Below are 22,813 nucleotides of genomic sequence, written 5' to 3' on the forward strand. Positions count from 1 at the left end.
AACAGGCGCTGGTCACCAGGCTTGGGACAGGTCCGCGTGCTGCCGGACCCACGCGTGCATCACGATGCCCGCCGCGACGCCCGCGTTGATCGAGCGGGTCGTGCCGAACTGGGCGATCGAGACCACCAGGGACGCCGTGGCCTGAGCGGCCTCCGACAGACCCGGCCCTTCCTGGCCGAACAGCAGCACGCACTCGCGCGGGATGTCGGCGGTCTCGACCGGCTGCGACCCCGGCGTGTTGTCGACCGCTACGACCGCGAGGCCCTGCTCGGCCGCGAAGGTGAGCAGACCGGCGACGTCGTCGTGGTGGCGGAGGTGCTGGTAGCGGTCCGTCACCATCGCGCCGCGGCGGTTCCAGCGGCGGCGGCCGACGATGTGGACTTCGGCCGCGGCGAAGGCGTTGGCCGTGCGGACGACCGTGCCGATGTTGTGGTCGTGCTGGAAGTTCTCGATGGCGACGTGGAACGGGTGCCGGCGCGCGTCCACATCGGACACGATCGCCTCGCGGCGCCAGTAGCGGTACTTGTCGACGACGTTGCGGCGGTCGCCGTCGCGCAGGAGGTCCGGGTCGTAACGCTCGTCCGTGGGCCAGTCACCCGGCCAGGGGCCGACGCCGACCTCTTCGCGGCTCACCCACTCGGTGGGCCCGACGTCGTGGGGTGTGCTCACGGCGTCGATTGTCGCCTAACCCAGGTGGACGGCGTGCGCGTGGGCGTCCTCGTGGTGGTCGCGGTGCCGGCGGTGGTACACGCCGACGTAGGAGTAGGCGACGACGATGATCGCGACGATCCCGATCGCCGGCAGCCACGTGCGCGGGAACACCGTGTCGTAGAGGTAGTACGCGTTGAACCCGCCGGGCAGGTCACCGAGGCCCTGCTGGTGGCGGAAGTAGTTCTCCAGCGCGGTGAACGGGCACGGCACCGGCGCGACGTTCACCAGGATGCCCCACGCCGCGGCGAACATGTGGACGAAGATCAGCTTGGGCCAGCGCCACGCGAGAAATCCGCCGAACCCGATCAGGAAGAGGGCGAGAATGTGCACCGCAACGGTCACGTCGGCCAGGAACTTCGCCACCGTCCACCCCCTTACCCCGATCCCCCTACCAGCGACTTTACTCCGCTGCCCGGAATCGGCCTCCTCGAAGAATGCCCAGGCGTGTGATGTTCAACCCACCGGAGCAACTTCTTCACCTGGGCGGTGACGGAGGGGTCACACCGGGTGGAAATTCGGGCGGGCGTTTCGCCGGATAGTTCGTCGGTTCTTCGTGGGGGTACTGATCCGGCGCACCGTCCGGTTTCTTCCGGTTCGGGTCCCCCGGGCGGTGCGGCTCACCGGGCGTCGACGGCTGCTCGTCCATCCGTCGACGGTAACCCCGGCGGCCACCACATCACCGCGCGCGAGCGCCGGATTTCGCCGTCAGCCGAACTTCGAGCCGCACCGGCAGGGCGTCCACTTCCAGGGCCTGGCGCAGCCGCGGGAGGGCGTGCCCGGCGATCCGCTCCCGGATCGCACCGGCGTCGGCGTCCTGGTCGGTGGTCACGACCAGCGACAACGCCGGCGCGTCGCGCGGTCCGGTGAGCCAGGCCGACGCGGACCGGACGCCGTCGTAGCCCTCGACGTCGGCCGCGACCGGCGCGGCGGCCGTGGCCGAGTCCAGCACGGTGTCGCCGTCGACGTCCTCGGCCCGCCAGGAGACGGTCTTCGGCCGCCGGAACGCCTGGGCGGCCAGCCAGCGCAGGCACAGCAGGCCGAGCACCACGGCGACCGCGATGGCCGCGTAGAACACCCAGGTCGGCGGCGCCGTTGAGCCCGGGACCAGCGACGACGCCGGGTCGAGGACACGCAGCCGGCCGAAGTGGGTGGCCAGCGCGAACCCGCCGGCGGCGAGCAGGACGAGCCCGATCAGGGCGAGCAGGACGCGGTTGAGCGCGGCGGGCCGGTTCATCGCGCACCTCGCACGCGGACGCGGACCCGCGGCGGTGTGGCCAGGCCGACCTGGCCGAGCCGCGTTTCGAGCGCGGACCGGACGGCGTCGGCGAGCCCGTCGGTGCGCGTCCGGCTGGTCTTCACCTTCACCCGCACGGTGCGGCGGCGCAGCTTGAGCGCGGCCGCCGAGACGCCGTCGACGCGCGCGGCGGTCGCCCGCAGCGACGTCCGCAGGCCGTGCCGCGTGGTGCCGGTGTCGAACCCCGGCTCCGGCGCCAGCGGCAGCACCACCGGACGGCCGCGCAGCACGGCCGCCGCGAGCAGCGCGAACCCCACCAGAACCGCTGCCCCGCCCCCGACGAGCACGGGCAGTTCGTTCCAGGAGGTGTCGTGCACGCGGGCGGCGACCGCGTCGTAGGACAGCACCGGCGGCGCGCCGAGCAGCCGCTGGACGAGCGCCGTAACGACGAACGCGCAGGCGGCGAGCAGGACGAGCGCGGTGAGCACCGCCGGCACGCTCCGCCGTGGCCGCCTCATCGGACGCGCCCCTTCGGCCGTTCGACCGGCGGCAGCGCGATCGTGATGTCGACGCGCTGCGTGCGAAGGCCGGTGAGCTCGGTGGTGCGGCCGAGCAGGTGGGCCCGGACCCGGTCGGCGGTGCCGGTGACGGGCGCCGGGTAGACCACCGGGAGCCGGATGTCCACAGTGGTCACTTCACCGTCCACTGTGGCCTTGGCGGTGACGTCGGCGGCGACGCCGTCGACCTCCCGCGCGGCCCGGGCGGCGATGCGCCCGACCGCACGCGGTTCGACGGTCGTCTCGCCGCGCTCGTCTTCCTCGTCGGCCGTCTGGTCGTCGCGACGGTGGCGAGCGGTGGGCGTGGACACGGTCACCTCCGATCCCGGGCGGCCCCGACGAGGGCGGACAGGTCGAGTTTGCCGTCGGCCCAGCGGCCGACGAGCAGGCCGAGGCCGCCCAGCACGAGCACGGCGACGAAGGCGCCGAACCCGCCGAACGCGGCCGCGAACCCCAGTGCCAGGCCGAAGAGCAGGCCGATCAGGGTGCCGTTCACGATCAGAGCACCCGGTCGCTGACGACGGGCGCGTCGTCGTCACCCGGGATGTGGACGTCGTTGACGTTGATGTTCACCTCGACGACCTCCAGCCCGGTCATCTGCTCGATCGCGGTGATCACGTTGCGGCGCACGGCCCGCGCGAGATCCGCGATGGCGACGCCGTATTCGACGAGCAGCTGCAGATCGACGGCGGCCTGCTTCTCGCCGACCTCGACCGAAACCCCCTGGCCGACGCTGGCGGACGCACCGGGGATGCGGTCGCGGAGGGCACTGAGCGCCCGCGCGGCGCCGCCGCCGAGGTCGTACACCCCGTTGACCTCACGGGCGGCGAGACCGGCGATCTTCTGCACGACGGTGTCGGCGATGGTGGTGGTGCCCTGCTTCGAGACGAGCGCGCTGGTGGCGTCGTTCGCGGTGGTCACCACGGTCTTCTCGGCGGTCGCGGTCATGAGGTCCTCCTCGGATGTTCCGGAAATGCCCTGGGGAATCAGGCTTTCCGCCTGGTTCGTAGGTAAGGACACCGGGGATGGGAGATCGTCACTGCCCCGATCGTGTGACGTGGGTCTCGGCTCTCGTCGACGGCGCCGGTCGTCCCGAACTGCTTTCTGTAACCGGATCCGTGGCCTTCCGGCCGAGTTGTCCCCAGGGTGAGCCACATGTGGACAACTCGGCGGTTCTCGCTTCGGGAAACCGGTTCTGTCGGTGGGCGCCGATACGCTGGACAAGGGCACGCCCCCCTAGGGCCTGTCCTCGCAGTAGGTGATGTGACCTGCTTTGAGCTCGAGTTGTGGTGCGCAGGCATGAGCTGACCGATGACCGGCGGGTGATCAACGGGATGTTGTGCAAGGCCAAGCCCGGGGTGGCCTGGCGGGACCTGCCGGAGCGGTACGGGCCGTGGAAGACGGTCCACAACCGGTTCTGGCGCTGATCACGCACCAGCACCCCGTCCCGGTGGCACAGGTACGGGTGGTCGCCGAGACGACCCACCACCAAGATCCACCTCGCCTGCGACGGTCACAGACGGCCCTTGTCGATCGTGTCGACCGGCGGCAACGTCAACGACTGCACAATGTTCACCCAGGCCATGGCCGGGATCGAGTTCCGTCGGCAGGGTCCAGACCGTCCGCCGACCCGGCCGAGCCGAGTGCCGGCGGACAAGGGCCATTCCAACCGGGCCATCCGCTCCTACCTACGCCGACGACACATCCCAGCGACCATTCCCGAACGCCGTTCCGGAAACGGCCGGCGGACGCTTGGATCGACGTTGCCGGAACCCCGCCAGGAGCGCATGTGCGGGCTGGGGGCGAATGCCAGTCTCAGGCGAAAGCCGCGCCGTCGAGGTCCGTGACCACCAGGCGCAGCCGGGCGTTCTCCCACTCCGTGCCCGCCAGCACCGGGCGCACCACTTCCGTCGCGCGGTCCAGCAACGGCGGGATCGGCAACCGCGACGCGATCAGGCGGATCTGCACCAGTTCCGGTGTCAGATCGACGGCCATGCCCTCCCAGTCCACCGGGAGCCACGTCGTCCCGGGGGAGACCGGGGTGGCCGGGCGGAGGCCGGGGACGCCCTTGATCGCGACGACGATCTTCTCGACCGCTTCGCCCGCGATCACCGGTTCGCCGTTTCGATGTCCATGATGGACACCGATACCTCGTCGACGACCAGGCCGGTCTGCGACGTCACGTACCGGCTCACCGCGCGCTGCACCGATCGGCCGACCGTCGCCGCCTGGTCGATGCCCGACGCGACCAGGTCCACCTGGACGCTCAGCCGGCCGTCGACCGTGCGGACGCGGACGCCGTCGGCCGGGGCCGGGTCGAGGCCCTTCCAGCGCTGGCGGGCGGCTCGCGTCCACGCCGTCACCAGTCCGCGCAGGCCCGGCTCCAGGCGCACCACGCCCGGCGCGGTGATCGCCGCCCGGGCCGCCACGCTGGCGATCACCGGGTCGGCGATGACGTACTCCACACTCATTCCCCTGGCTCCCCGTAGACGTCATCCACCAGCAGGTCGAGTCTCGCCAGCGTCAGGCCCACCCGGGCCGCGGCCGCCGCGGTCACCCGCTCCCGCACCAGCGACAACGCTTCACCGCCCGTAACGTTCCGGAAACTCACCGCAAGGGTGAGTTCGACTTCGACGACGCCCGCGCCGTCGTCGCGGATCCGGCAGCGCCGCGCGCGGATGCCCTCGACGGTGTCCGCCGCGTACCGCAGCACCGCCGCCACCGCCTGCTCGCTGATCTCGACGAACCCGGGTTCCGGGGTCGGCAGCGGCACCATCTGCCCGCGCCGCACCTCGGCCCGGACGGCCGACATGATCCGGCCGAACAGGTCCGGCGGCGGCGCGTCCTGCTCGAGAACCAGTTCCGACGTCGCCTCGCGCAACGCGAGCAGGCTCTCGCGCGCCGCGCGGCAGTGCGGGCAGGTCAGCTCGTGCTCGTCGGCCAGCCCGGCGCCGACCGCGTCGAGCCGCTCCCACACCTGCTCGACATCGCGTTCGCAGGGCAGTTCGTAGTCCGTCATCGCCATGGCTTCATCACCTCCGCCAGCTGTGCCCTGGCCCGCGCGATCCGGCCCCGCACCGCGGTGCCGTTCACGCCGACGATTTCGCCGATCTCCTCGTAGGACCGGCCGTGCACCTCACGCAGCAGCCAGCACGCCCGCTGTTCCGGGGTGAGCTGCGCCAAGGCCGTGTTCAACGCCGCGAGCTGGCCGCTCACCTGCGCCGCCCGCTCGGGCTGGAGGTCGCCGCGCGGCGACTCCGCTGTGTCCAGGTCGACGTCGGCCTGGGGCCGGCGCGCGCGGATGACGTTCAGGCAGCGGTTCGTCGTGGCCCGGTAGAGCCAGCCGACGAACGCGGCGTCCTCGCCGAGCTGGTCGAGCTTGCGCCAGGCGTTGAGGAACACCTCCTGGACGACGTCCTCGGCGTCCCCGCGGTTGGCGAGCATCTTCGCGGCGAGCCGGAACATCGGGCCCTGGTAGCGCAGCACGAGCTGTTCGTACGCCCGGACGTCGCCGTCCCGCGCGCGGCCCACCAGGGTCGCGTCGTCGAGCGGCGTGCCGGGTTCCGCGCTGGTCGTCGTCACGGCACCTCCTCGGAGAGAGGACACCTGAGCCCGGGAAACGTCACGCCCTGATTGTGGGTGACAGCCATCACTCGTGCGACTCCGTGACGATCGGCCGCCGCGGTGGTCCTTCCGGCAACAGGCGCCCGACCGGGGCGCCGAGGTGAGGGAGGTACACCATGTCGCTGGGCGACAAGATCAGCAACAAGGCCGAGGACCTGGGCGGCAAGGCCAAGGAGACCGCCGGGAACGTCACCGGCGACGAGCAGCTGAAGGCCGAGGGCCAGGGCGACCAGGCGAAGGCCGGTCTGAAGGACGCCGTCGAGCACGTCAAGGACGCGGCGAAGGACCTCTTCGGCAAGAAGTGAGCTGTCACCCAAGTCCGTGAAGGCCTCCTTGAGGGACTCTGAGTCCCTCAAGGAGGCCTTCACGGACTGACGGGGTTCAGCCCTTCAGGCCCAGGTCGTCCAGGCCGAGGATGTACCGGTACGGCAGGCCTTCCTTCTCGATGGCCTCGCGCGCGCCGGTGTCGCGGTCGACGACCGTGACGACGCCGATGACGTCGGCGCCGGCTTCACGCAGCGCCTCGACGGCGGTGAGCACGCTGCCGCCGGTCGTAGAGGTGTCCTCGACGGCCAGCACGCGCTGCCCCCGGACCTCCATGCCCTCGATCCGCCGCTGCATCCCGTGCGCTTTCGTGTCCTTCCGGACGACGAACGCGTCGAGCACGACACCGTCGGTCGCCGCGGAGTGCAGCATCGCCAGCGCGACCGGGTCGGCGCCGAGCGTGAGCCCGCCGGCCGCCACGTAGTCCCAGTCCGCCGTCAGCTGCCGCAGCAGCTTGCCGATCAACGGCGCGGCCGCGTGGTGCAGCGTCGCCCGCCGGAGATCGATGTAGTAGTCGGCTTCCTTGCCGGACGCCAGGGTCACTTTTCCGTGCACCACGGAAAGATCGGTGACCAGCCTGGCCAGTTCGAGTTTCGCCGCTTGATCCAGAACGGGGTTCGCCACGGCCGTGAGTCTTACACACGACCGGGTTCACTCCCCGATGGATGTGGCGTCGACCGCACGCCCGCGCGTCGCCGCCCAGGCCGGGACCAAGATCGCCACCAGCGCAAGCACTACGGCGACGGCGAGCACCGTCAGGTAGATCGCGAGCGGCCCCGACGGCAGCACGGAACCGGTCACCACGAGGCAGAACGGGACGATCGCGCCGGCCGCCGTCGCCGTGCCGAGCAGGATCGCGATGGTCGCGATCAGCCCGCCTTCGACACCGGCCATCCGCAGCACCTGGCCGCGGGTGAACCCGCTCAGCCGCTGCAACCCGAACTCGCGGCGCCGCTTGCCGGTCGCCATCACCAGCGTGTTCACCACGGAGATCACGGTGTAGGCGATGATCATCCCGACGAGCAGGTAGTTGACCCAGGCGCCGACCTCGTTGCCCTTCGCGTGCGCCGCGATCAGCGCGTCCCGATCGCCGACCTGGACCGGCAACCCGGCTGTCGCCTCGCGAAGGTGCGAAGTGAGCGTCGCCGGGTCGACGCCGGGAGCGGCGCGGACCAGCAGTTGCGGGGCGAGCCCGATCGTCGTGTGCGGCGCCAGCAGTCCGGCGGGCAGGACGAGGTTCTCGAACCCGGCGCGCTGCCGCACGACGGCCCCCACCCGCACGTCCACCGGGGTGCCGTCGCCGAGCCGCAGCGACAGCGTGTCGCCGACGTGGCGGCCGAGCGTGTCCGGCACGGTGACGGCGTTGCCGGTCAGCTCGCTGACACCGATGGCGGGCCAGCCGTCCTTGTCCTGGTTCGAGTCGAACGGCTTCTCGATGAACACCGTGCTCGTGACGTACTCCGACGCCGTGGCGACGCCCGGGACCGCGCGGACCCGGCTGACCACCGACGGGTCGAGCCCGATCGGCGAACCGACGACGGCGTCCGCGCTCAGGTCCTCGGTGTAGGCCTGGTTCGAGACGGCTTCCTGGGTGGTCTGCAGGTAGATGTTCGCGGTCGCGATGCCGACGGCGAGCATGATCGGGGTGACCGCGCCGGCCGTCCGGACCGCGACGACCCGGGTGTTGAGCATGGCGATCCGGCCGGTGACGCCGGTGATCGCCTGCACCGGCCAGCGCAGCAGCGTCGCCATCACCTTGGTGACGCCGGGGCTGATCGCCGCCAGGCCGAACGCCCACAGCATCACCGCCGGGCCGGACGTGCTGGCCGCGACCGGGCCGGTCATCACCGCGACCGTGACGATGGCCAGGGCCGTCCCGCCGCCGAAGCACAGGATCGCCGTGATCAGGCGGATCGGCGTCAGCCAGCGCCGCTCGACGGCGGCTTCGGCGAGCGCCTCGGTCGGGCGGACCTTCGACGCGCGCCGTCCCGCGACGAACGCGGCGCCGACGACGGCCAGCAAGGACGCACCCGCGGCGACCGTCGCCGGGAGCCAGCCCTGCTCGAAACGCAGGACGTCGGGGACGACGTGGTTGGCCGCGAGCCGGTCGAACAGCCACCGTCCGAGCACCGGGCCGAGGGCGATCGCGGCCCCCACCGCGAGCAGCCCGACGACCAGCGCCTCGCCGAGGACCATCCGCCGCAGCTGACGCGGGGTGGTGCCGATCGCGCGCAGCAGCGCGAGTTCGCGCTGGCGCTGCTGGGTCGACAGCGAGAGCGTCCCGGCGACGACGAACACCATGACCGACGCCGACAGCCCGCCGGACACCGCGGACAGCACGATGAGGTTCTCGCCGCCCTTGTCGACCTCCGGGAACTCCAGCAGGCCCCGGTCGCTGCCGGTCAGGACCACACCGGCGTCGCCGACCGCCGACGTCACCGCGGCGACGTCACCGCCGAAGACCCCGATCGTGTCGAACCGGCCGGGGTGCCCGGCCAGGCGTTCGGCGTCCGAAGGCGCGAAGAACACGGCCGGGTCCCGCATCGGCTGTGGCGCGGTGGCGATGCCGGAGACGCGGTACTGGGCGACCTCGCCGTGCGCCGCGACGGGCAGCGTGGCGCCGACGGCGAGCCCCAGCCCGGCGTCCGCCACGACTTCGCCGGGCTTCGGCGCCTGGCCCTGCAACGTGTACGGCGTCAGCACGGCCGAGTCCCAGGCGTGCCCGAGGGCGCTCGCGGAGCCGATCTGCGCGGCGAAGCTGACCTCGCCGACGACGTTCGTGACGCCGGGGACCGCGCGGATGCGGTCGGCCAGTGTGGCGTCCACGCGGACGCGCTCGGCCAGGGTGCCGTTCTCGAACTTGTGCTTGTCCTCGGGGTCGAGGGTCGCCGGGTCGTCTTCCGGCAGCTTGAGCGTCTGCTGCCCGCCGACGACGATCGGCGCCGCGGCCAGCCGCTGCACCGGCGTCTCGGACCGGATGCCCGACTCCATCAGGCCACCGCACGCCGAGACGATCAGCGCGCCGAAGAACACGGCGACGAACGTCGCCAGGAAAGCGCCCTTGCGCTGGCGCAGGGTGCGCAGTGCGAGCTTGAACATCAGACCCGCACCTCCGACCGGTCCCAGGCGCCGAGGTGGGTCATCCGCTCGGCGACGGCCGCCGCGGTCGGCCGGGACAGCCGCCCGGCGATCCGGCCGTCGGCCAGGAACACGACGTCGTCGGCGTAGGACGCGGCGACCGGGTCGTGCGTCACCATGATCACCGTCTGGCCCGACGCCCGGACGGACTCGCGCAGCAGGCCCAGGACGTCGGCGGCGGTGCGGGTGTCGAGCGCGCCGGTCGGCTCGTCGGCGAACAGCACGGCCGGGTCGGTGACCAGGGCGCGCGCGATCGCGACGCGCTGCTGCTGCCCGCCGGAGAGCTGCCCGGGCAGGTGCTTGCGGCGCCCGTCGAGCCCGACGTGCGTCAGGATCCGCTGGACGAGCCGCTTGTCCGCGCGCTTCCCGGCCAGCTGCAGCGGCAGGACGACGTTCTGCTCGACCGTCAGCGCCGGGAGCAGGTTGAACGCCTGGAACACGAAGCCGACGCGGTCGCGCCGCAGCTTGGTCAGGTAGGTCTCGCTCTTGCCGTCGAGGTCCTGCCCGTCGAGCACGACCCGGCCCGACGTCGGCCGGTCGAGGCCCGCCGCGCAGTGCAGGAACGTGCTCTTGCCCGAGCCCGACGGGCCCATCACAGCCGTGAAACCGCCGCGGGGGAAGGAGATCGAGACCCCGTCCAGCGCGACCACGCCTTCGCCGTACTCCTTGCGCACGGCTTCGAGCCGGACCGCGTCGGCTGCCTCGTGCCACCCAGTTGTCATGGGAACAACGCTAGGCAGGTAGCGCCCGGACCTCCCTGGTGCAGACGCGCGTTTCGAAGGTAGGGACAGCCCTACTCAGGTGCGGCCCTTGCCGCCGAAGCCGCCGCTGATCTTGCGCAGCACCGCGCGCGGCAGCAGGCCGCCGATCGCGACGACGGCCTTGTACTGCAGGCTCGGCACCGAGATCACCTTGCCGCGGCGCAGGTCGGCGAGCGCCTCGTTGACCACCTGTTCGACGCCCAGCCAGGCGATCTTCGGGCCCGGCTTGTCGATGCCGGCGCGCTCGTGGAACTCGGTCGCGGTGAACCCCGGGCAGAGCGCCATCATCCGGACGCCCTTCGGCAATGACGCGGCGATGCCTTCGGTGAACGACGTGACCCAGTTCTTGCTCGCGGTGTACGTCGAGCCGCGGCCGCTGAAGAAGCCCGCGACGCTGCTGACCTGGATGACGTCACCGCGGCCGCGCTCGACCATGCCGGGCAGCACCGCGCGGGTCAGCCGCAGGACCGCGGTGACGTTGACGTCGAGCTGGCGCTGGAGCGCGTCGGGCGAGACGGTCCAGAAGTCGCCGCCCAGGCCGAACCCGGCGTTGTTGACCAGCAGGTCGATCGGGCCGGCGGCCAGCCGCTCCTCGACGGCGGCGCGTCCGTCCACTTCGGACAGGTCGGCGGGCAGCACCTCGACGGCGACGCCGTACCGTTCCCGCAGGTCGGCGGCGTAGGCCTCCAGTCGCGCGGCGTCGCGGGCGACGAGCACCAGGTCGTACTTCTCGGCGGCGAGCGTGCGCGCGAACTGCGCGCCGATGCCCGCGGTGGCTCCGGTGATCACGGCGGTGCGACGTCCGGGGCTTCGCCCCGGGCCGGGGGCTCCGCCACCCGGACCCCCGGCAAAGAAGTTGGTGGTGGTCATGTGGGTGAACCATACCCGCTGGTCAGGGCCCGAGGTGCAGCCGTTTGGCGCCCGGGTTATCGTCCCCGGCATGGGTAAGCACAGCAGGCGCAAGAGCGGCTATCTGCCCAGGGTCGCCGCCGGCGCGGCGCCCGTCGCCCTCCTCTTCGCCGCCCCCGTCGCCGCGTTCGCCGCGCCGTCCGACCTGGCGCTGCCGATCGACCACCGGCACACCACCACGCTGAACAACGACGGTGACGCCCTCTCCGCGACCCGCCGCGACGTCGTCGGCAAGCGGCTCGGGGACGCCCGGCTCGTCTCCGACCGCACCGAGGCCGTCGCCACGAGCGGCAACCGCGCGGGGGTCGCCGAGAGCGCTCACCAGGGCGTCTGGCTGGGCCACGGGATCGACGTCCTGAGCGAGCACGCCGAGCAGCTCGACACCGGGCTGTTCACCGGAGACCTCACGGGCGGGATCGCCGCCCGCCGCTCGTCCGGGCAAGCCGTCGACCTCGGCCAGCTGGGCGCGGTGGGCACGACGTCGGAGCAGCACGTCATCGGCAGCTTCCGGGGCGTGCTCGACGTCGGGCAGAGGCACGAGGTGGGCGGTGAGCTGGGTCCGGCGTCCGGCCTGGTCAAGACGTCGCAGAGCCTCACGTCGGGCTCGTTCGGCGGCGACTTCGGGGTCGACCACGTCGTCCACGTCCAGGGCAGCACGACGTCGGTGCGCGGCACGCTCGACCAGCACCCTTCGGTGTCGGTGAGCGTGCGGGACCGGCCGGTGCTCTAGTCCTTCGTCGGCTGGTCCGCGGGCGGCGGCGGCTGCGCCGGGATCCCGGCGGCCGGGGTGCCCGGCGCGGTGCCCACGGCGGGGATCGGCGCACCCGCCTGGTGGCGGCCGGCGTCGTAGTCCTCGTCGAACGGGTCGACGATGTCCGCGATCTCGCCGAGGTCCCGCAGCAGGCGCTCGAGCCGTGACGGGCCGGCGGTCGGGACGACGCTGGCGAGCACCCACTCGGCCTCGAGCCACGCCACGCCGACGTCGCCGCCGAGCTGGTCAGCGGCGTCGACGAGCTCCTGGGTGATCACCGCACGGGCGCCGTCGGCGTCGTCGGCGAAGGCGTAGCGAGAGCCGATCGGACCGAGCATCTCGGGCATGTCGGCGCGCTGGAACGGCACGCTCGACAGCCACATCTCGATCGGGATCTTGTGCTTCTTGTTGCAGCGCACGGCGACGACGACCGCCGGGATCTGCCCCTCGGACTCGATGTCGAAGATGAACACGGGACGGCGGCCGTCGGAGGTGAAGGTCGAGCCCGCGACGACGTTGACGGCGGCGTCCGCGCCGAAGTAGCCGATCGCACCGTTGGACCACTGCTGCGGCAGCCGCTCGTCCTCTTCGACGAACTGCCAGCCGCGCAACTGTGCCCAGCGCATGCGCTCGCGGTTGCGCGAGCCCTCCTTCGCCCGATCGGCGGCGAGCAGCCCCAGCCCCGCCACCAGGGCGACGGCCGCGATGACGAACCAGATCCACGCCGGAATACCCACGATCGCCAGGGTATCGCCTGCTACGCCGAAGAGATGAGCGACGGTACCCGTGTCGCCGCGCCCGTTCGGAGCATTTCTCGTCTGTTACGTCGACAAATCGCTTAATCTCGCGATTCGGCCAGGGCTGCAAGGCACGCGAAGAACGTGGCCCGGTCGGCCTTTCCGAGCGGTTGGACCAGGTGAGCGGGTACGGCGGCGGTGTGCACCGGCCGCGCGCGGGCGGCCGGTGCACGTCCCGCGTCGGTGACGACGACCTCGACCCCGCAGCCGGCCACTGTGGACGAAAACGGGCCAACCGGCGCCGCCTGACAAAGGCGAGCGCCGGTTGGCCGGGTGAACAGTCGCGAGTGGCCGGCACCCGGCCGGCCACTCACGAGGTCAGACGCGGGTCACCGTCAGCGCGTTGCCCGCCTCGATGTCCGGGATGTCGACCCGGACCGTGTCGCCGTCGCGGACCTCGCCCGACAGCAGTTCCTTCGCCAGCTTGTCGCCGATCGCCGACTGGACCAGCCGCCGGAGCGGGCGGGCGCCGTAGATCGGGTCGAAGCCGTTGAGGGCGAGCCACTCGCGGGCGCCGTCGGTGACCTCCAGGTGCAGCCGGCGCTGGGCCAGCCGCGCGGCCAGCCGGGCCACCTGGATGTCCACAATGGACGTCAGCTGCTCGGTGCCGAGCGAGTGGAACACGACGATGTCGTCGAGCCGGTTGAGGAACTCCGGCTTGAACTGCCGCTGCACCACGTTCAGCACCGCGTCCCGCCGCTGGCGTTCGTCCAGCGAAGGGTCGGCGATGGCCTGCGAACCGAGGTTCGAGGTCAGGATCAGGATGGTGTTCCGGAAGTCGACCGTCCTTCCCTGGCCGTCGGTCAGCCGCCCGTCGTCGAGGACCTGCAGCAGCACGTCGAAGACGTCCGGGTGGGCCTTCTCGACCTCGTCGAGCAGCACCACCGAGTACGGCCGGCGCCGGACGGCTTCGGTCAGCTGCCCGCCCTGGTCGTACCCGACGTAACCTGGCGGGGCGCCGACCAGGCGCGCCACCGAGTGCTTCTCGGCGTACTCGCTCATGTCGATCCGCTGGATCGCCCGCTCGTCGTCGAACAGGAACTCCGCCAGCGCCTTGGCCAGCTCGGTCTTGCCGACGCCGGTCGGGCCGAGGAACAGGAACGACCCGGTCGGCCGGTCCGGGTCGGCGACGCCGGCCCGGGCGCGGCGCACCGCGTCCGCCACGACCTGCACGGCTTCGGCCTGCCCGATGACCCGCTGGCCCAGCTCCTCTTCCATCCGCAGCAGCTTGCCGGTCTCGCCTTCGAGCAGCCGGCCGGCCGGGATGCCGGTCCACGCGGCCACGACGTCCGCGACGTCGTCGGCCCCGACCTCTTCCTTGAGCATCACGTTCTGCTGGCTCGCCTCGTTCGCGGCCGTCGCGGCCTCGAACTCCTTCTCCAGCGCCGGGATCCGGCCGTAGCGCAGCTCGGCGGCCTTGCCCAGGTCACCGTCGCGCTCGGCGCGCTCGGACTCGCCGCGCAGCTGCTCCAGCTGCTCCTTGAGCTCGCGGACCTTCTCGATGGAGCCCTTCTCGTTCTGCCAGCGCGCGGTGAGCGCGGTCAGCGCCTCGCGCTTCTCGGCCAGTTCGGCGCGCAACGCGTTGAGCCGGTCCTTGGACGCGGCGTCGCTCTCCTTGGCGAGCGCCATCTCCTCGATCTCCAGGCGGCGCACGGCGCGTTCGACCTCGTCGATCTCCACTGGCCGCGAGTCGATCTCCATGCGCAGCTTGGACGCGGCCTCGTCGACCAGGTCGATGGCCTTGTCCGGCAGGAAGCGCGCGGTGATGTAGCGGTCGGACAGCGTCGCGGCGGCGACCAGCGCGGCGTCCGTGATCCGGACACCGTGGTGCACCTCGTAGCGCTCCTTCAGCCCGCGAAGGATCGCGATGGTGTCCTCCGGCGACGGCTCGCCGACCAGCACCTGCTGGAAGCGCCGCTCGAGGGCGGCGTCCTTCTCGATGTGCTGGCGGTACTCGTCGAGCGTGGTCGCGCCGACCATCCGCAGCTCACCGCGGGCGAGCATCGGCTTGATCATGTTGCCCGCGTCCATCGCGCCTTCGCCGGTCGCGCCGGCGCCGACGATGGTGTGCAGCTCGTCGATGAAGGTGACGACCTCACCCGCGGAGTCGGTGATCTCCTTGAGCACGGCCTTCAGCCGCTCTTCGAACTCGCCGCGGAACTTCGCGCCGGCCACCATCGACCCGAGGTCGAGGGCGATGACGCGCTTGCCGCGCAGCGACTCGGGGACGTCGCCGGCGATGATCCGCTGGGCCAGGCCTTCGACGATGGCCGTCTTGCCGACGCCGGGCTCGCCGATCAGGACCGGGTTGTTCTTGGTGCGCCGCGAGAGCACCTGCACGACCCGGCGGATCTCGGTGTCCCGGCCGATGACCGGGTCGAGTTCGCCGGCGCGGGCGCGCGCGGTGAGGTCGACGCCGTACTTCTCCAGCGCCTTGAACGTGCTCTCCGGGTCCGCGCTGGTGATCCGGGCGGACCCGCGGACCTTGGCGAACGCCTCCCGAAGCGCGTCCGGGGTGGCGCCGTGCCGCTTGAGCAGGTCGGCCACCTGGCCGCCTTCGGTGGCGAGCCCGACCAGCAGGTGCTCGGTCGAGACGTACTCGTCGCCCAGCTCGGTCGCCAGCTTCTGGGCGTGCGTCAGCGACTTCACGGCGAAGGTGTCGAACTGCGGGCTCGACACGGTCGCGCCGGTCGCCGACGGCAGCGCCGCGGTGATCGGCTCGAGCTCCTTGTGCACCACCTCCGGGTCGGCCCCGACCGCGGTCAGCAGCGGCGCGGTCAGCCCCTCACCCTGCGCCAGCAGGGCGCCCAGCAGGTGGGCGGCCGCAACGTGCGGGTTGCCGGCCATGGTGGCCGCCTGCGCCGCGGACGAGATCGCCTGCTGGGTCTTCGTGGTCGGGTTGAAAGCGTCCATCCCTCACCTCATGCTCGATTACAAGAAAGTCCTGGTGACAGGCCTGGCCGAGACCCATCGTCTGATACAACGCACGAAGACTTGAGTCTGTTCCGCTCAACTTTGCCCGGGTGCGACCGCTTTCGCCGGAAGCCGGGGTGCGAGCGTCCCGAGCCCGGCGACGGCGAGGCCGGCGCACACCCCGACCAGCACCCAGGGTAACCAGTCGGCGACCGAGAACAAGGCCACCACGGCGGGCGCCAGGACCTGCGCCATGGTGAACGCGTACTGGTACGCAGCCAGATAACGCCCGCGGGCGTCCGGAGGTGCCGCGGCCTCGGCCAGCGCCCCCGATCGCGGCCCGAAGACCAGGTCGCCGGCAGCGAACACCAGCGTCGAGGCCAGCAGGTAGACCACCCGCCAGTCGTCGGGGACGAGCAGGACACCGAGGCTGACCAGGCACCAAGCGGCGAACAGCGCCGAGCCGGCCCGCATCGCGCCGATCCGGGTCAGCTTCGCCGTCAGCCGCAGCGCGAGCGTGCCGCCGACGCTGGTCAGCACGGTGAGCAGGGCGAGGATCGCGCCCGGCAGCCAGGCCGGGCCGTGCAGCCGGTCGAGGACGAACACCGGCGTGCCGATCAGGAAGAAGTCCAGCGAGAGCCCGAAGAGGCCGCTGAACAGGATCAACGCGAGGTAGGGCCGGTTGCGCAGCACCCGCGCGGGCCGGTCGCAGTCCCGCTGGTGCGGCCGCGTCAGCCGGACGCAGAAGCCGAGGATGCCGGCGGCGACGACGAACGTGCCGACGTCCAGCAGGAGCGCGACCCGGTACCCGTCCGTGCCCCGCCAGGTCAGCAGGACCCCCGCCACCAGGCCGCCGAGGCCGAAACAGCCGGCCCGCACCATCCCCGCCTCGGCGAACGGCCGATCCTTCGGGACGTCGCCCGCGACGTCGGCGATGAGCACGAACAGGGAGCTGTAGAACAGCTGCTGCCCGGCGGCGAGCAGGACCGCGGCGAACACCACCGTCCCGGCGCCGTCGGCCAGGAGGTACGCGCCGGCCCCGGCGGCTTGCAGCAGCTGGGCGCAGATGACGACGACGCGCGGCCCGACGCGGTCCACGAGCCGGCCGGCCAGCGGCGGCACGACCAGGCCACCGACCGTACCGAGGGTGACCGCCGTGCCCGCGACGGCGAGCGGCACGCCGACCGCCTGGGTCACGTAGACCAGGGCGAGCGGGAGAAAAAGACCTGAGCCGAAGTTGTCGATCCCCAACGCGCACAGCAGTGCGACCCGGCTACGCGTCACCCATCGACGTTAACTCTGCGCAGCACCGGGAAGTCAGGACCGAACGGAGACAATCGGTCACGCCGAATGCAACTGGCGGTGTGACCGATTGCCTGCCCGTCACTTGGTCGTGTCAGCGAGGCACGCGGCGCTGCCGAGTGCGCGGCGGAGGTCGGTGTTCATCTCCGCGAGCCGCCCGGTGAGGTCGGTGACGCGCGCGTCGTCCCAGCCGCCGAGGGCCTGCTCCATGAACTCGAGGTAGTTGGTCCGCCAGTGGGACAGCGCGTCGCGGCCCTTCTCGGAGACGCTCACCAGCGTCGCCCGGCCGTCCTCGGGCGCGGGACGGCGGTCGATCAAGCCGGCGGCGGAGAGCTGCGTGATCTGCCTGCTGACGACGGACAGGTCGACGAACCGGCGTTTCGCCAGCTCGGACGGCCGCGCCTCGCCGTTCTTCGACAGGTCGGACAGCAGCATCGCGGCCGCGGGGTGCAGTCCCGGCTGGTCCTGCCAGGCCTGCATGACCCAGGCGTGCTGGAGCTGCGACGCCGTTTTGAGCTCGCGCATGAGCTCGACCCGGACGTCGTCCTCGGTGTCGTCGAAGCTCATCGGAACCCTCCCGGTACTGCCTGTTAGTTGTTCAATACAAGTTTATTGCCGGACACTTGCGCAGGGCAAGCATCGGACCGGTGAGGTCGCCCACGCCGTCACCGGGGCGAGTACACCCGGTCGGAGCAACAATGCGGGCAAAAGGGCGCCCGGCCGCTACCCTGCGGACGGGCCGCGCGCGACGCGTGCGCCGAGTGACAGAGGCGGAAGCGATGGACACAGGAGGCGGCTGTGCGCAGAACCGCCGTCACCCTGCCCGAGCCGGCGGTGGCTGATCGAGTGCCGCCCTCCCGCCGTCCCCGACCCGCGACCGCCGGCCCATGACCGCCGACTCGGTCAGCCCGCTCCCACGCTCCTCGACATCGCGCGAAGCGCCTGCGGCCGTCACCGCGATGGTGCAGCTCATCCGGGACAGCTGGGCGAAGTCCGAGCCGTACATCGCGGACATCTCCCAGTTCTTCTACGGGATGCTGTTCACCCTGGCCCCGACCACACGCGACTTCTTCCCGATCAACATGGAGATCCAGCGCGGCCGGCTGGTGCGCGCGCTGGTGCACATCGTGCAGATGGTCGACCGGCCCGACGACCTGGCGCCGTTCCTGCGGCAGCTGGGGCGTGACCACCGGAAGTTCGGGGTGGTGCCCCGGCACTACGAGGCCGTCGGGACGGCGCTGCTGGCGTCGCTGAAGAACCACCTCGGCCGGGAGTGGACGCCCCAGGTCGAACGGGCCTGGGCCGAGGCGTTCACCATCGCCGCGCGGGCCATGCAGGACGCCGCCGCGGCCGACCAGAACCCGCCGTCGTGGCACGCCACGGTGGTCGAGCACCGGCGGCTGACCTGGGACCTCGCCCTGGTGCGGCTCGTCCCGGACCAGCTGGTGCCCTACCACCCCGGCCAGTACATGAGCGTCGAAGTACCGCAGCGGCCGCGGCTGTGGCGCTACCTCTCGCCGGCGAACGCGCCGCGGGAGGACGGCGGCATCGAGTTCCACGTCCGCGCCGTCGACGGCGGCTGGGTCTCGCGCGCCATCGTCAGCCACACGCAGCCCGGCGACGTCTGGCGGCTCGGGCCGCCCCTGGGCCGGCTGACGGTCGACCGCGAGGCGGCCCGGAACGTGCTGATGATCGCCGGCGGCACCGGGATCGCGCCGCTGCGCTCGATCCTCGACCACCTCGCGCTGTGGGGCGAGAACCCCAAGGTGCGCCTCTTCTACGGCGGCGCGTCCCGCGAGGACCTCTACGACCTCGAAGAACTGCGCGCGCTGGCCTCCATCAACCCCTGGCTGAACGTGACGCCGGTGGTGGAACGCGGCGACGTCCCCGGGTTCGAGCAGGGCACGCTCGCCGAGGCCGTCACGCGCTACGGCTCGTGGCCGGGGCACCACGTGCTCGTCTCCGGCTCGCCGGCGATGATCCGGGCGACCGTCTCGCGGATGCTCGTCGCGGGCAGCGCGCTCGACCAGATCCAGTACGACCCGTTCACGATCGACTAGCCGTCCGGCCTTGTCCGGTAATCGCGACGCATCTGTCCGGTGAATGAATCGGCCAAACTTCGGCAATTGTTACCGGTTTTCGTGAATCCATCCGGGTGATCGTTTTTACGCAGTGCCAGGCGGGGTTGACCGCGCGTGGCGAAATTGCTCCGTTCGAGGGGAACGCGCGAAATCACGCGCATCTGCACGGGAATGCGCCTACAGTCGGGAACCCTCGGGGGCGGTACCGCTACAGCTGTGCCGCGTGGACGGCGCCAAAAAGCCATGCACGACTGGAGAAAACCGTTCCCGATGACTGCTGAATCCGTGAAGATCCCCACCCTGCCCGCACCCGCCCCCGTTCCCGTTACGGCCGTGGAAGGCCGAGAGATGGCCCGGCTGATCCGGGAAAGTTTCGCCGTCGTCGAGCCGAAAGCCGACGAACTCGCGCAGTACTTCTACGGCGCGTTGTTCGTGGTCGCGCCCGATTGCCGTGACCTGTTCCCGATCTCCATGGCGACCCAGCGCAGCAGGCTGCTGCGCGCGCTGGTGTACGTCGTGCAGATGGTCGACCGGCCGGACGAGCTCGTCACGTTCCTCGGCCAGCTGGGCCGCGACCACCGCAAGTTCGCCGTCGTCGCGCGCCACTACGACGCCGTCGGCACCGCGCTGCTCGCGGCGCTGAAGCGGTTCCTCAAGGAGAAGTGGACACCCGAGGTGGAGTCCGCGTGGTCCAGGGCGTACAGCATCATCGCCAAGACCATGCGCGAGGCCGCCCAGGCCGAGACCGGGCCGGCGTCGTGGTCGGCGACCGTGATCGAACACAAGAAGTTCACCCGCGACGTCGCGCTGGTCAAGGTGCGGACCGAAGGCCTGCTGCCCTACCGCGCCGGCGGCTACGTCAGCGTGGAGGTGCCGCAACGGCCCCGGCTGTGGCGCTACCTCTCGCCGGCGAACGCACCGCGCGGCGACGGCGAGCTCACCTTCCACGTGCGGACCGTGCCGGGCGGCTGGGTCAGCGGCGCCATCGTCAACCACACCAAACCGGGCGACGTCTGGCGCCTCGGGCCGTCGATGGGCGCGTTGAACGTGCGGCCGAGCACCACGAAGAAACGGCTGCTGATGATCGCCGGCGGCACCGGGGTCACGCCGTTGCTCGCGATCCTCGACGACCTCCAGCGCTGGAAGCGGAACCCGCCGGTGCACCTGTTCTTCGGCGGCCGCAAACCCGAAGACCTCTACGTGCTGGAAGAACTGCGACGGCTGACCGCGACGTCGAAGTGGCTGACGGTAACCCCGGTTACCGAAGAAGGCGCGCTGTCCGGCGGCGACCGCGGCACGCTCGCCCACGCCGTGACCCAGCGCGGCGCGTGGAAGAACCACGACGTGCTCGTTTCCGGTTCCCCGCCGATGATCCAGGCGACCATTGCGAAACTGCTGACCAAGGGCGTCGATCTGGAACGAATATCGTACGACCCGTTCACCCTCGACTGACCGGTGTCCGGAATGGCGGAATCCGAGGCGCGCGCGAACTCCCGATCCTCGCTATCGTCGCCGATATGGAGATGACTATTCCGGTTTCGGGCGGCATCGGCGGTTACCTGGCGGAACCCGAGGGGCCGGGACCACACCCGGGCGTGGTGCTCATCCACGACGCGTTCGGGCTGAGCCAGGACACCCGGAACATCACCGACCGCTTCGCCGGCGAGGGCTTCCTCGCGCTCAGTCCCGACCTGTACTCGCGCGGCGGCATGCGCAAGTGCGTACGGCGCGTGTTCTCGGACCTGTTCGCGAACAAGGGCCGGGCGTTCGACGACATCGAGGCGTCCCGCGCGCTCCTGGCCGCGCGCCCGGACTGCAGCGGGCGGATCGGCATCGCCGGGTTCTGCATGGGCGGCGGCTTCGCGCTCGTCGCGGCGTCGCGCGGCTTCGAGGCGTCCGCGCCCTACTACGGCCAGCTGCCGAAGAACCTCTCCGTGCTGGATGACGCCTGCCCGATCGTCGCGAGCTTCGGCCAGAAGGACTTCGGCCTGCGCGGCGCGGCCGCGAAACTCGAGGCGGCCCTCACCGAGCGTGAGATCCCGCACGACGTCAAGGAGTACCCGGGCGCCAGCCACGGGTTCGCCAACAAGGTCGACGTCGCGGCGCCGCTGAACCTGCTGCTCAAGGTCGTCGGCTTCACCTACCACCACGAAGCGTCCGAGGGCGCGTGGCGCCGGGTGACGAGCTTCTTCGGCGAACACCTGGACCGACCTTCGCGCTGAGCCGAGCGGAGCAGCAAAACCGCCGAATGGCGGTAGTTCGTTGACCGTTGTGCCCGAATCGACTTATGGTCTAGACCACATCTCCCCCGGATGTGCTCGTTCGCCCTCCCCTCCGGAACGACGTCGTTCCCCCTTCGAGGAGTCGAAATGACCTTGAAGCGCAAGCTGTTCGCGGCTGCCGCCGGTGCGATCCTCGCGCCGGTGCTGGTGGTCGTCCTGCCCGCTGCCTCCGCCAGCGCCCACGGCTACATCTCCGACCCACCCAGCAGGCAGGCCAACTGCGCGGCGGGGAAGGTGCCGAACTGCGGCCAGATCGTCTACGAACCCCAGAGCGTCGAAGGCCCGAAGGGCCTGCGCAGCTGCAACGCCGGGTTGTCCCAGTTCGCCGAGCTGACCGACGAGTCGAAGCCGTGGCCGGCCAAGTCCGTCGGCACCACGGTGACGTTCAACTGGGTGTTCACCGCCCGGCACGCCACCTCGAGCTACGACTACTACATCGGCAACACGCGCGTCGCGACGTTCGCCGGCAACAACCAGCAGCCACCGGCGACGCTGTCGCACACGGTGAACCTGGCCGGCTATTCAGGCCGGGTGAAGGTGCTGGCCATCTGGAACATCTCGGACACGGCCAACGCGTTCTACAGCTGCGTCGACCTCCAGATCGGTGGCGGCGGCACGACGACCCCGCCGCCCACCACCACGCCGCCCCCGACCACGACCCCGCCGCCCACCACGACCCCGCCCCCGACGACGACCCCGCCGGCCGGCGGAACGTGGACCGCGGGCAAGGCGTACAAGGCCGGTGACGTCGTGACCTACGGCGGCGTGAGCTACCGCTGTCTCCAGCCGCACACGGCGATCGCGGGCTGGGAGCCGCCGAACACCCCGGCCCTCTGGCAGCGCCAGTGAGGTTCCTGCTGGTCGCCGTCGCACTGCTGCTGGCCGGATGCGGCAGCGGCGCGACGGCGTCCGCCCCCTCCTACAACGCGGCCGACGTGATGTTCCTGCAGATGCTGATCCCCCAGAACCAGCAGGGCATCGAGATCGTCCGGCTCGTGCGGGACCGCGGCTCGCTGCCCGCGGACCTGAAGGTGCTGGCGGCGGCGATCGAGTCGACGCAGCAGACCGAGATCGACGACATGAAGAACTGGCTGCGCGACTGGCACCAGCCCGAGGCGATGGACATGAACCCGCAGGCCCACGCCGGCCACGGCGGCATGCAGATGACCGCCCCGGACCTGGTGGGCACGCTGAAGACCGCACCCGAGGCGGAGTTCGGCCGCAAGTTCCTGGACGTCCTGACCGGTCAGCAGCAGGGCGCCGTCGAGCTGGCCCAGACCGAGAACGGCACGAGTGGCGGCGTCAACGCCCAGGCCCGCGACCTGGCCCGCCGGGTCATCGAGTCGCGCAGCGCCGAGGTGAAGCAGCTGCTGAACTTCAAGCTCTGACGCGCCCGGGGCTTGAACGCCGTGAAGGCCCCCTCACCGAG

The 22,813-nt window shown here is 71.3% G+C and carries 26 protein-coding genes and 1 pseudogene; 8 read left to right on the plus strand and 19 right to left on the minus strand.

Annotated elements, in window-relative coordinates; translation table 11 throughout:
* Positions 1-12 precede the first annotated feature (12 nt).
* From OHS18_RS29630 to OHS18_RS29660, 7 genes are all read right to left on the minus strand, one after another.
* Entirely contained in the window at positions 13-669 is a 657-nt protein-coding gene (locus OHS18_RS29630; RefSeq protein ID WP_328613118.1) for a TrmH family RNA methyltransferase, read from the minus strand.
* Positions 670-684: 15 nt separating this feature from the next.
* Positions 685-1,074: a DUF2784 domain-containing protein gene (locus tag OHS18_RS29635; RefSeq protein WP_328447110.1), complete on the minus strand. Its 390-nt coding sequence runs from the start codon at positions 1,072-1,074 to the stop codon at positions 685-687.
* Between the two features lie 313 nt (positions 1,075-1,387).
* Positions 1,388-1,945, minus strand: a complete 558-nt coding sequence (locus tag OHS18_RS29640; protein ID WP_328447108.1) for an alkaline shock response membrane anchor protein AmaP — start codon at positions 1,943-1,945, stop codon at positions 1,388-1,390.
* Positions 1,942-2,463 (minus strand): DUF6286 domain-containing protein, encoded by a 522-nt coding sequence (locus OHS18_RS29645; protein WP_328447107.1) that lies wholly within the window; start codon positions 2,461-2,463, stop codon positions 1,942-1,944. Before OHS18_RS29645 ends, OHS18_RS29640 begins: the two co-directional genes overlap by 4 nt.
* Entirely contained in the window at positions 2,460-2,813 is a 354-nt protein-coding gene (locus OHS18_RS29650) for an Asp23/Gls24 family envelope stress response protein (protein ID WP_328447105.1), read from the minus strand. The genes OHS18_RS29645 and OHS18_RS29650 overlap by 4 nt, the downstream gene beginning before the upstream one ends.
* Positions 2,814-2,815: 2 nt before the next feature.
* A complete protein-coding gene (locus OHS18_RS29655; protein WP_328447103.1) occupies positions 2,816-2,998 on the minus strand; it encodes a hypothetical protein in 183 nt (60 codons plus the stop codon).
* Positions 2,999-3,000: 2 nt separating this feature from the next.
* Positions 3,001-3,450, minus strand: coding sequence for an Asp23/Gls24 family envelope stress response protein (locus OHS18_RS29660; protein WP_328447101.1), 450 nt, complete (start codon positions 3,448-3,450; stop codon positions 3,001-3,003).
* A 338-nt stretch (positions 3,451-3,788) separates the two neighbouring features.
* Here OHS18_RS29660 and OHS18_RS29665 point away from each other — a divergent pair.
* Positions 3,789-4,268 (plus strand): annotated as a pseudogene (locus OHS18_RS29665) (transposase); the annotation flags it as partial.
* Positions 4,269-4,317: 49 nt separating this feature from the next.
* On the opposite strand, the gene OHS18_RS29670 reads toward OHS18_RS29665, so the two are convergent.
* Genes OHS18_RS29670 through OHS18_RS29685 form a run of 4 tightly spaced genes read right to left on the minus strand, consistent with a single transcriptional unit; the run spans position 4,318 to position 6,084 of the window.
* Positions 4,318-4,614, minus strand: a complete 297-nt coding sequence (locus OHS18_RS29670; protein WP_328447099.1) for a hypothetical protein — start codon at positions 4,612-4,614, stop codon at positions 4,318-4,320.
* Positions 4,611-4,973 (minus strand): Asp23/Gls24 family envelope stress response protein, encoded by a 363-nt coding sequence (locus tag OHS18_RS29675; RefSeq protein ID WP_328447097.1) that lies wholly within the window; start codon positions 4,971-4,973, stop codon positions 4,611-4,613. The genes OHS18_RS29670 and OHS18_RS29675 overlap by 4 nt, the downstream gene beginning before the upstream one ends.
* Positions 4,970-5,527 (minus strand): Asp23/Gls24 family envelope stress response protein, encoded by a 558-nt coding sequence (locus tag OHS18_RS29680; RefSeq protein ID WP_328447095.1) that lies wholly within the window; start codon positions 5,525-5,527, stop codon positions 4,970-4,972. Before OHS18_RS29680 ends, OHS18_RS29675 begins: the two co-directional genes overlap by 4 nt.
* Positions 5,518-6,084, minus strand: coding sequence for an RNA polymerase sigma factor (locus OHS18_RS29685; RefSeq protein ID WP_328447093.1), 567 nt, complete (start codon positions 6,082-6,084; stop codon positions 5,518-5,520). Before OHS18_RS29685 ends, OHS18_RS29680 begins: the two co-directional genes overlap by 10 nt.
* Positions 6,085-6,242: 158 nt before the next feature.
* Here OHS18_RS29685 and OHS18_RS29690 point away from each other — a divergent pair, with 158 nt between their 5' ends.
* Positions 6,243-6,431 (plus strand): CsbD family protein, encoded by a 189-nt coding sequence (locus OHS18_RS29690; RefSeq protein ID WP_247059337.1) that lies wholly within the window; start codon positions 6,243-6,245, stop codon positions 6,429-6,431.
* Positions 6,432-6,507: 76 nt separating this feature from the next.
* Here OHS18_RS29690 and pyrE read toward each other — a convergent pair whose 3' ends face one another.
* The 4 genes from pyrE to OHS18_RS29710 all read right to left on the minus strand — a co-directional run bounded on the left by pyrE (position 6,508) and on the right by OHS18_RS29710 (position 11,291).
* A complete protein-coding gene (gene pyrE, locus OHS18_RS29695) occupies positions 6,508-7,074 on the minus strand; it encodes an orotate phosphoribosyltransferase (RefSeq protein ID WP_328447091.1) in 567 nt (188 codons plus the stop codon).
* Positions 7,075-7,101: 27 nt separating this feature from the next.
* Complete coding sequence (locus OHS18_RS29700; protein ID WP_328613119.1) at positions 7,102-9,549, minus strand: ABC transporter permease; 2,448 nt, start codon at positions 9,547-9,549, stop codon at positions 7,102-7,104.
* Positions 9,549-10,310, minus strand: coding sequence for an ABC transporter ATP-binding protein (locus tag OHS18_RS29705; protein ID WP_328613120.1), 762 nt, complete (start codon positions 10,308-10,310; stop codon positions 9,549-9,551). The genes OHS18_RS29700 and OHS18_RS29705 overlap by 1 nt, the downstream gene beginning before the upstream one ends.
* Before the next feature lie 75 nt (positions 10,311-10,385).
* The gene (locus OHS18_RS29710) at positions 10,386-11,291 is read right to left on the minus strand and encodes an SDR family NAD(P)-dependent oxidoreductase (RefSeq protein ID WP_442875285.1); all 906 of its coding nucleotides are present in this window, start codon (positions 11,289-11,291) and stop codon (positions 10,386-10,388) included.
* On the opposite strand from OHS18_RS29710, the gene OHS18_RS29715 reads away from it, so the two are divergent.
* Entirely contained in the window at positions 11,290-11,988 is a 699-nt protein-coding gene (locus OHS18_RS29715; RefSeq protein ID WP_328613122.1) for a hypothetical protein, read from the plus strand. The genes OHS18_RS29710 and OHS18_RS29715 overlap by 2 nt on opposite strands.
* On the opposite strand, the gene OHS18_RS29720 is transcribed toward OHS18_RS29715, so the two are convergent.
* The 4 genes from OHS18_RS29720 to OHS18_RS29735 form a co-directional block, all read right to left on the minus strand.
* Entirely contained in the window at positions 11,985-12,746 is a 762-nt protein-coding gene (locus tag OHS18_RS29720) for a hypothetical protein (RefSeq protein ID WP_328613123.1), read from the minus strand. The genes OHS18_RS29715 and OHS18_RS29720 overlap by 4 nt on opposite strands.
* Positions 12,747-13,124: 378 nt before the next feature.
* Positions 13,125-15,719, minus strand: coding sequence for an ATP-dependent chaperone ClpB (gene clpB / locus OHS18_RS29725; protein ID WP_328613124.1), 2,595 nt, complete (start codon positions 15,717-15,719; stop codon positions 13,125-13,127).
* Between the two features lie 96 nt (positions 15,720-15,815).
* Positions 15,816-17,003, minus strand: coding sequence for an MFS transporter (locus OHS18_RS29730; RefSeq protein ID WP_328613125.1), 1,188 nt, complete (start codon positions 17,001-17,003; stop codon positions 15,816-15,818).
* Positions 17,004-17,102: 99 nt separating this feature from the next.
* Positions 17,103-17,588 carry a MarR family winged helix-turn-helix transcriptional regulator gene (locus tag OHS18_RS29735; RefSeq protein ID WP_328613126.1) on the minus strand — a complete coding sequence of 162 codons (486 nt, stop codon included), beginning with the start codon at positions 17,586-17,588 and terminating at the stop codon, positions 17,103-17,105.
* 320 nt (positions 17,589-17,908) lie between these two features.
* On the opposite strand from OHS18_RS29735, the gene OHS18_RS29740 reads away from it, so the two are divergent.
* The 5 genes from OHS18_RS29740 (at position 17,909) to OHS18_RS29760 (ending at position 22,772) form a co-directional block, all read left to right on the plus strand.
* On the plus strand, positions 17,909-19,081 hold the full coding sequence (locus OHS18_RS29740; RefSeq protein WP_328613127.1) for a globin domain-containing protein: 1,173 nt from the start codon (positions 17,909-17,911) through the stop codon (positions 19,079-19,081).
* 369 nt (positions 19,082-19,450) lie between these two features.
* Complete coding sequence (locus OHS18_RS29745) at positions 19,451-20,554, plus strand: globin domain-containing protein (protein WP_328618601.1); 1,104 nt, start codon at positions 19,451-19,453, stop codon at positions 20,552-20,554.
* 65 nt (positions 20,555-20,619) lie between these two features.
* On the plus strand, positions 20,620-21,324 hold the full coding sequence (locus OHS18_RS29750; RefSeq protein ID WP_328613128.1) for a dienelactone hydrolase family protein: 705 nt from the start codon (positions 20,620-20,622) through the stop codon (positions 21,322-21,324).
* Positions 21,325-21,471: 147 nt separating this feature from the next.
* Positions 21,472-22,233 (plus strand): lytic polysaccharide monooxygenase, encoded by a 762-nt coding sequence (locus OHS18_RS29755; protein ID WP_328447072.1) that lies wholly within the window; start codon positions 21,472-21,474, stop codon positions 22,231-22,233.
* Positions 22,230-22,772 carry a DUF305 domain-containing protein gene (locus tag OHS18_RS29760; RefSeq protein WP_328447070.1) on the plus strand — a complete coding sequence of 181 codons (543 nt, stop codon included), beginning with the start codon at positions 22,230-22,232 and terminating at the stop codon, positions 22,770-22,772. The genes OHS18_RS29755 and OHS18_RS29760 overlap by 4 nt, the downstream gene beginning before the upstream one ends.
* Positions 22,773-22,813: the final 41 nt, after the last annotated feature.

Source organism: Amycolatopsis sp. NBC_00355 (assembly GCF_036104975.1).
GTDB lineage: Bacteria > Actinomycetota > Actinomycetes > Mycobacteriales > Pseudonocardiaceae > Amycolatopsis.

Coding starts and splice junctions, on each gene's coding strand:
- OHS18_RS29745 (WP_328618601.1), top strand. CDS start 19,451: ATGGCCCGGCTGATCCGGGAAAGTTTCGCCGTCGTCGAGCCGAAAGCC.
- OHS18_RS29740 (WP_328613127.1), top strand. CDS start 17,909: ATGACCGCCGACTCGGTCAGCCCGCTCCCACGCTCCTCGACATCGCGC.
- OHS18_RS29705 (WP_328613120.1), bottom strand. CDS start 10,310: ATGACAACTGGGTGGCACGAGGCAGCCGACGCGGTCCGGCTCGAAGCC.
- OHS18_RS29735 (WP_328613126.1), bottom strand. CDS start 17,588: ATGAGCTTCGACGACACCGAGGACGACGTCCGGGTCGAGCTCATGCGC.
- OHS18_RS29680 (WP_328447095.1), bottom strand. CDS start 5,527: ATGGCGATGACGGACTACGAACTGCCCTGCGAACGCGATGTCGAGCAG.
- OHS18_RS29660 (WP_328447101.1), bottom strand. CDS start 3,450: ATGACCGCGACCGCCGAGAAGACCGTGGTGACCACCGCGAACGACGCC.
- OHS18_RS29750 (WP_328613128.1), top strand. CDS start 20,620: ATGGAGATGACTATTCCGGTTTCGGGCGGCATCGGCGGTTACCTGGCG.
- OHS18_RS29755 (WP_328447072.1), top strand. CDS start 21,472: ATGACCTTGAAGCGCAAGCTGTTCGCGGCTGCCGCCGGTGCGATCCTC.
- OHS18_RS29690 (WP_247059337.1), top strand. CDS start 6,243: ATGTCGCTGGGCGACAAGATCAGCAACAAGGCCGAGGACCTGGGCGGC.
- OHS18_RS29675 (WP_328447097.1), bottom strand. CDS start 4,973: ATGAGTGTGGAGTACGTCATCGCCGACCCGGTGATCGCCAGCGTGGCG.
- OHS18_RS29640 (WP_328447108.1), bottom strand. CDS start 1,945: ATGAACCGGCCCGCCGCGCTCAACCGCGTCCTGCTCGCCCTGATCGGG.
- OHS18_RS29700 (WP_328613119.1), bottom strand. CDS start 9,549: ATGTTCAAGCTCGCACTGCGCACCCTGCGCCAGCGCAAGGGCGCTTTC.
- clpB (WP_328613124.1), bottom strand. CDS start 15,719: ATGGACGCTTTCAACCCGACCACGAAGACCCAGCAGGCGATCTCGTCC.
- OHS18_RS29715 (WP_328613122.1), top strand. CDS start 11,290: ATGGGTAAGCACAGCAGGCGCAAGAGCGGCTATCTGCCCAGGGTCGCC.
- OHS18_RS29710 (WP_442875285.1), bottom strand. CDS start 11,291: ATGCCGGGGACGATAACCCGGGCGCCAAACGGCTGCACCTCGGGCCCT.
- OHS18_RS29645 (WP_328447107.1), bottom strand. CDS start 2,463: ATGAGGCGGCCACGGCGGAGCGTGCCGGCGGTGCTCACCGCGCTCGTC.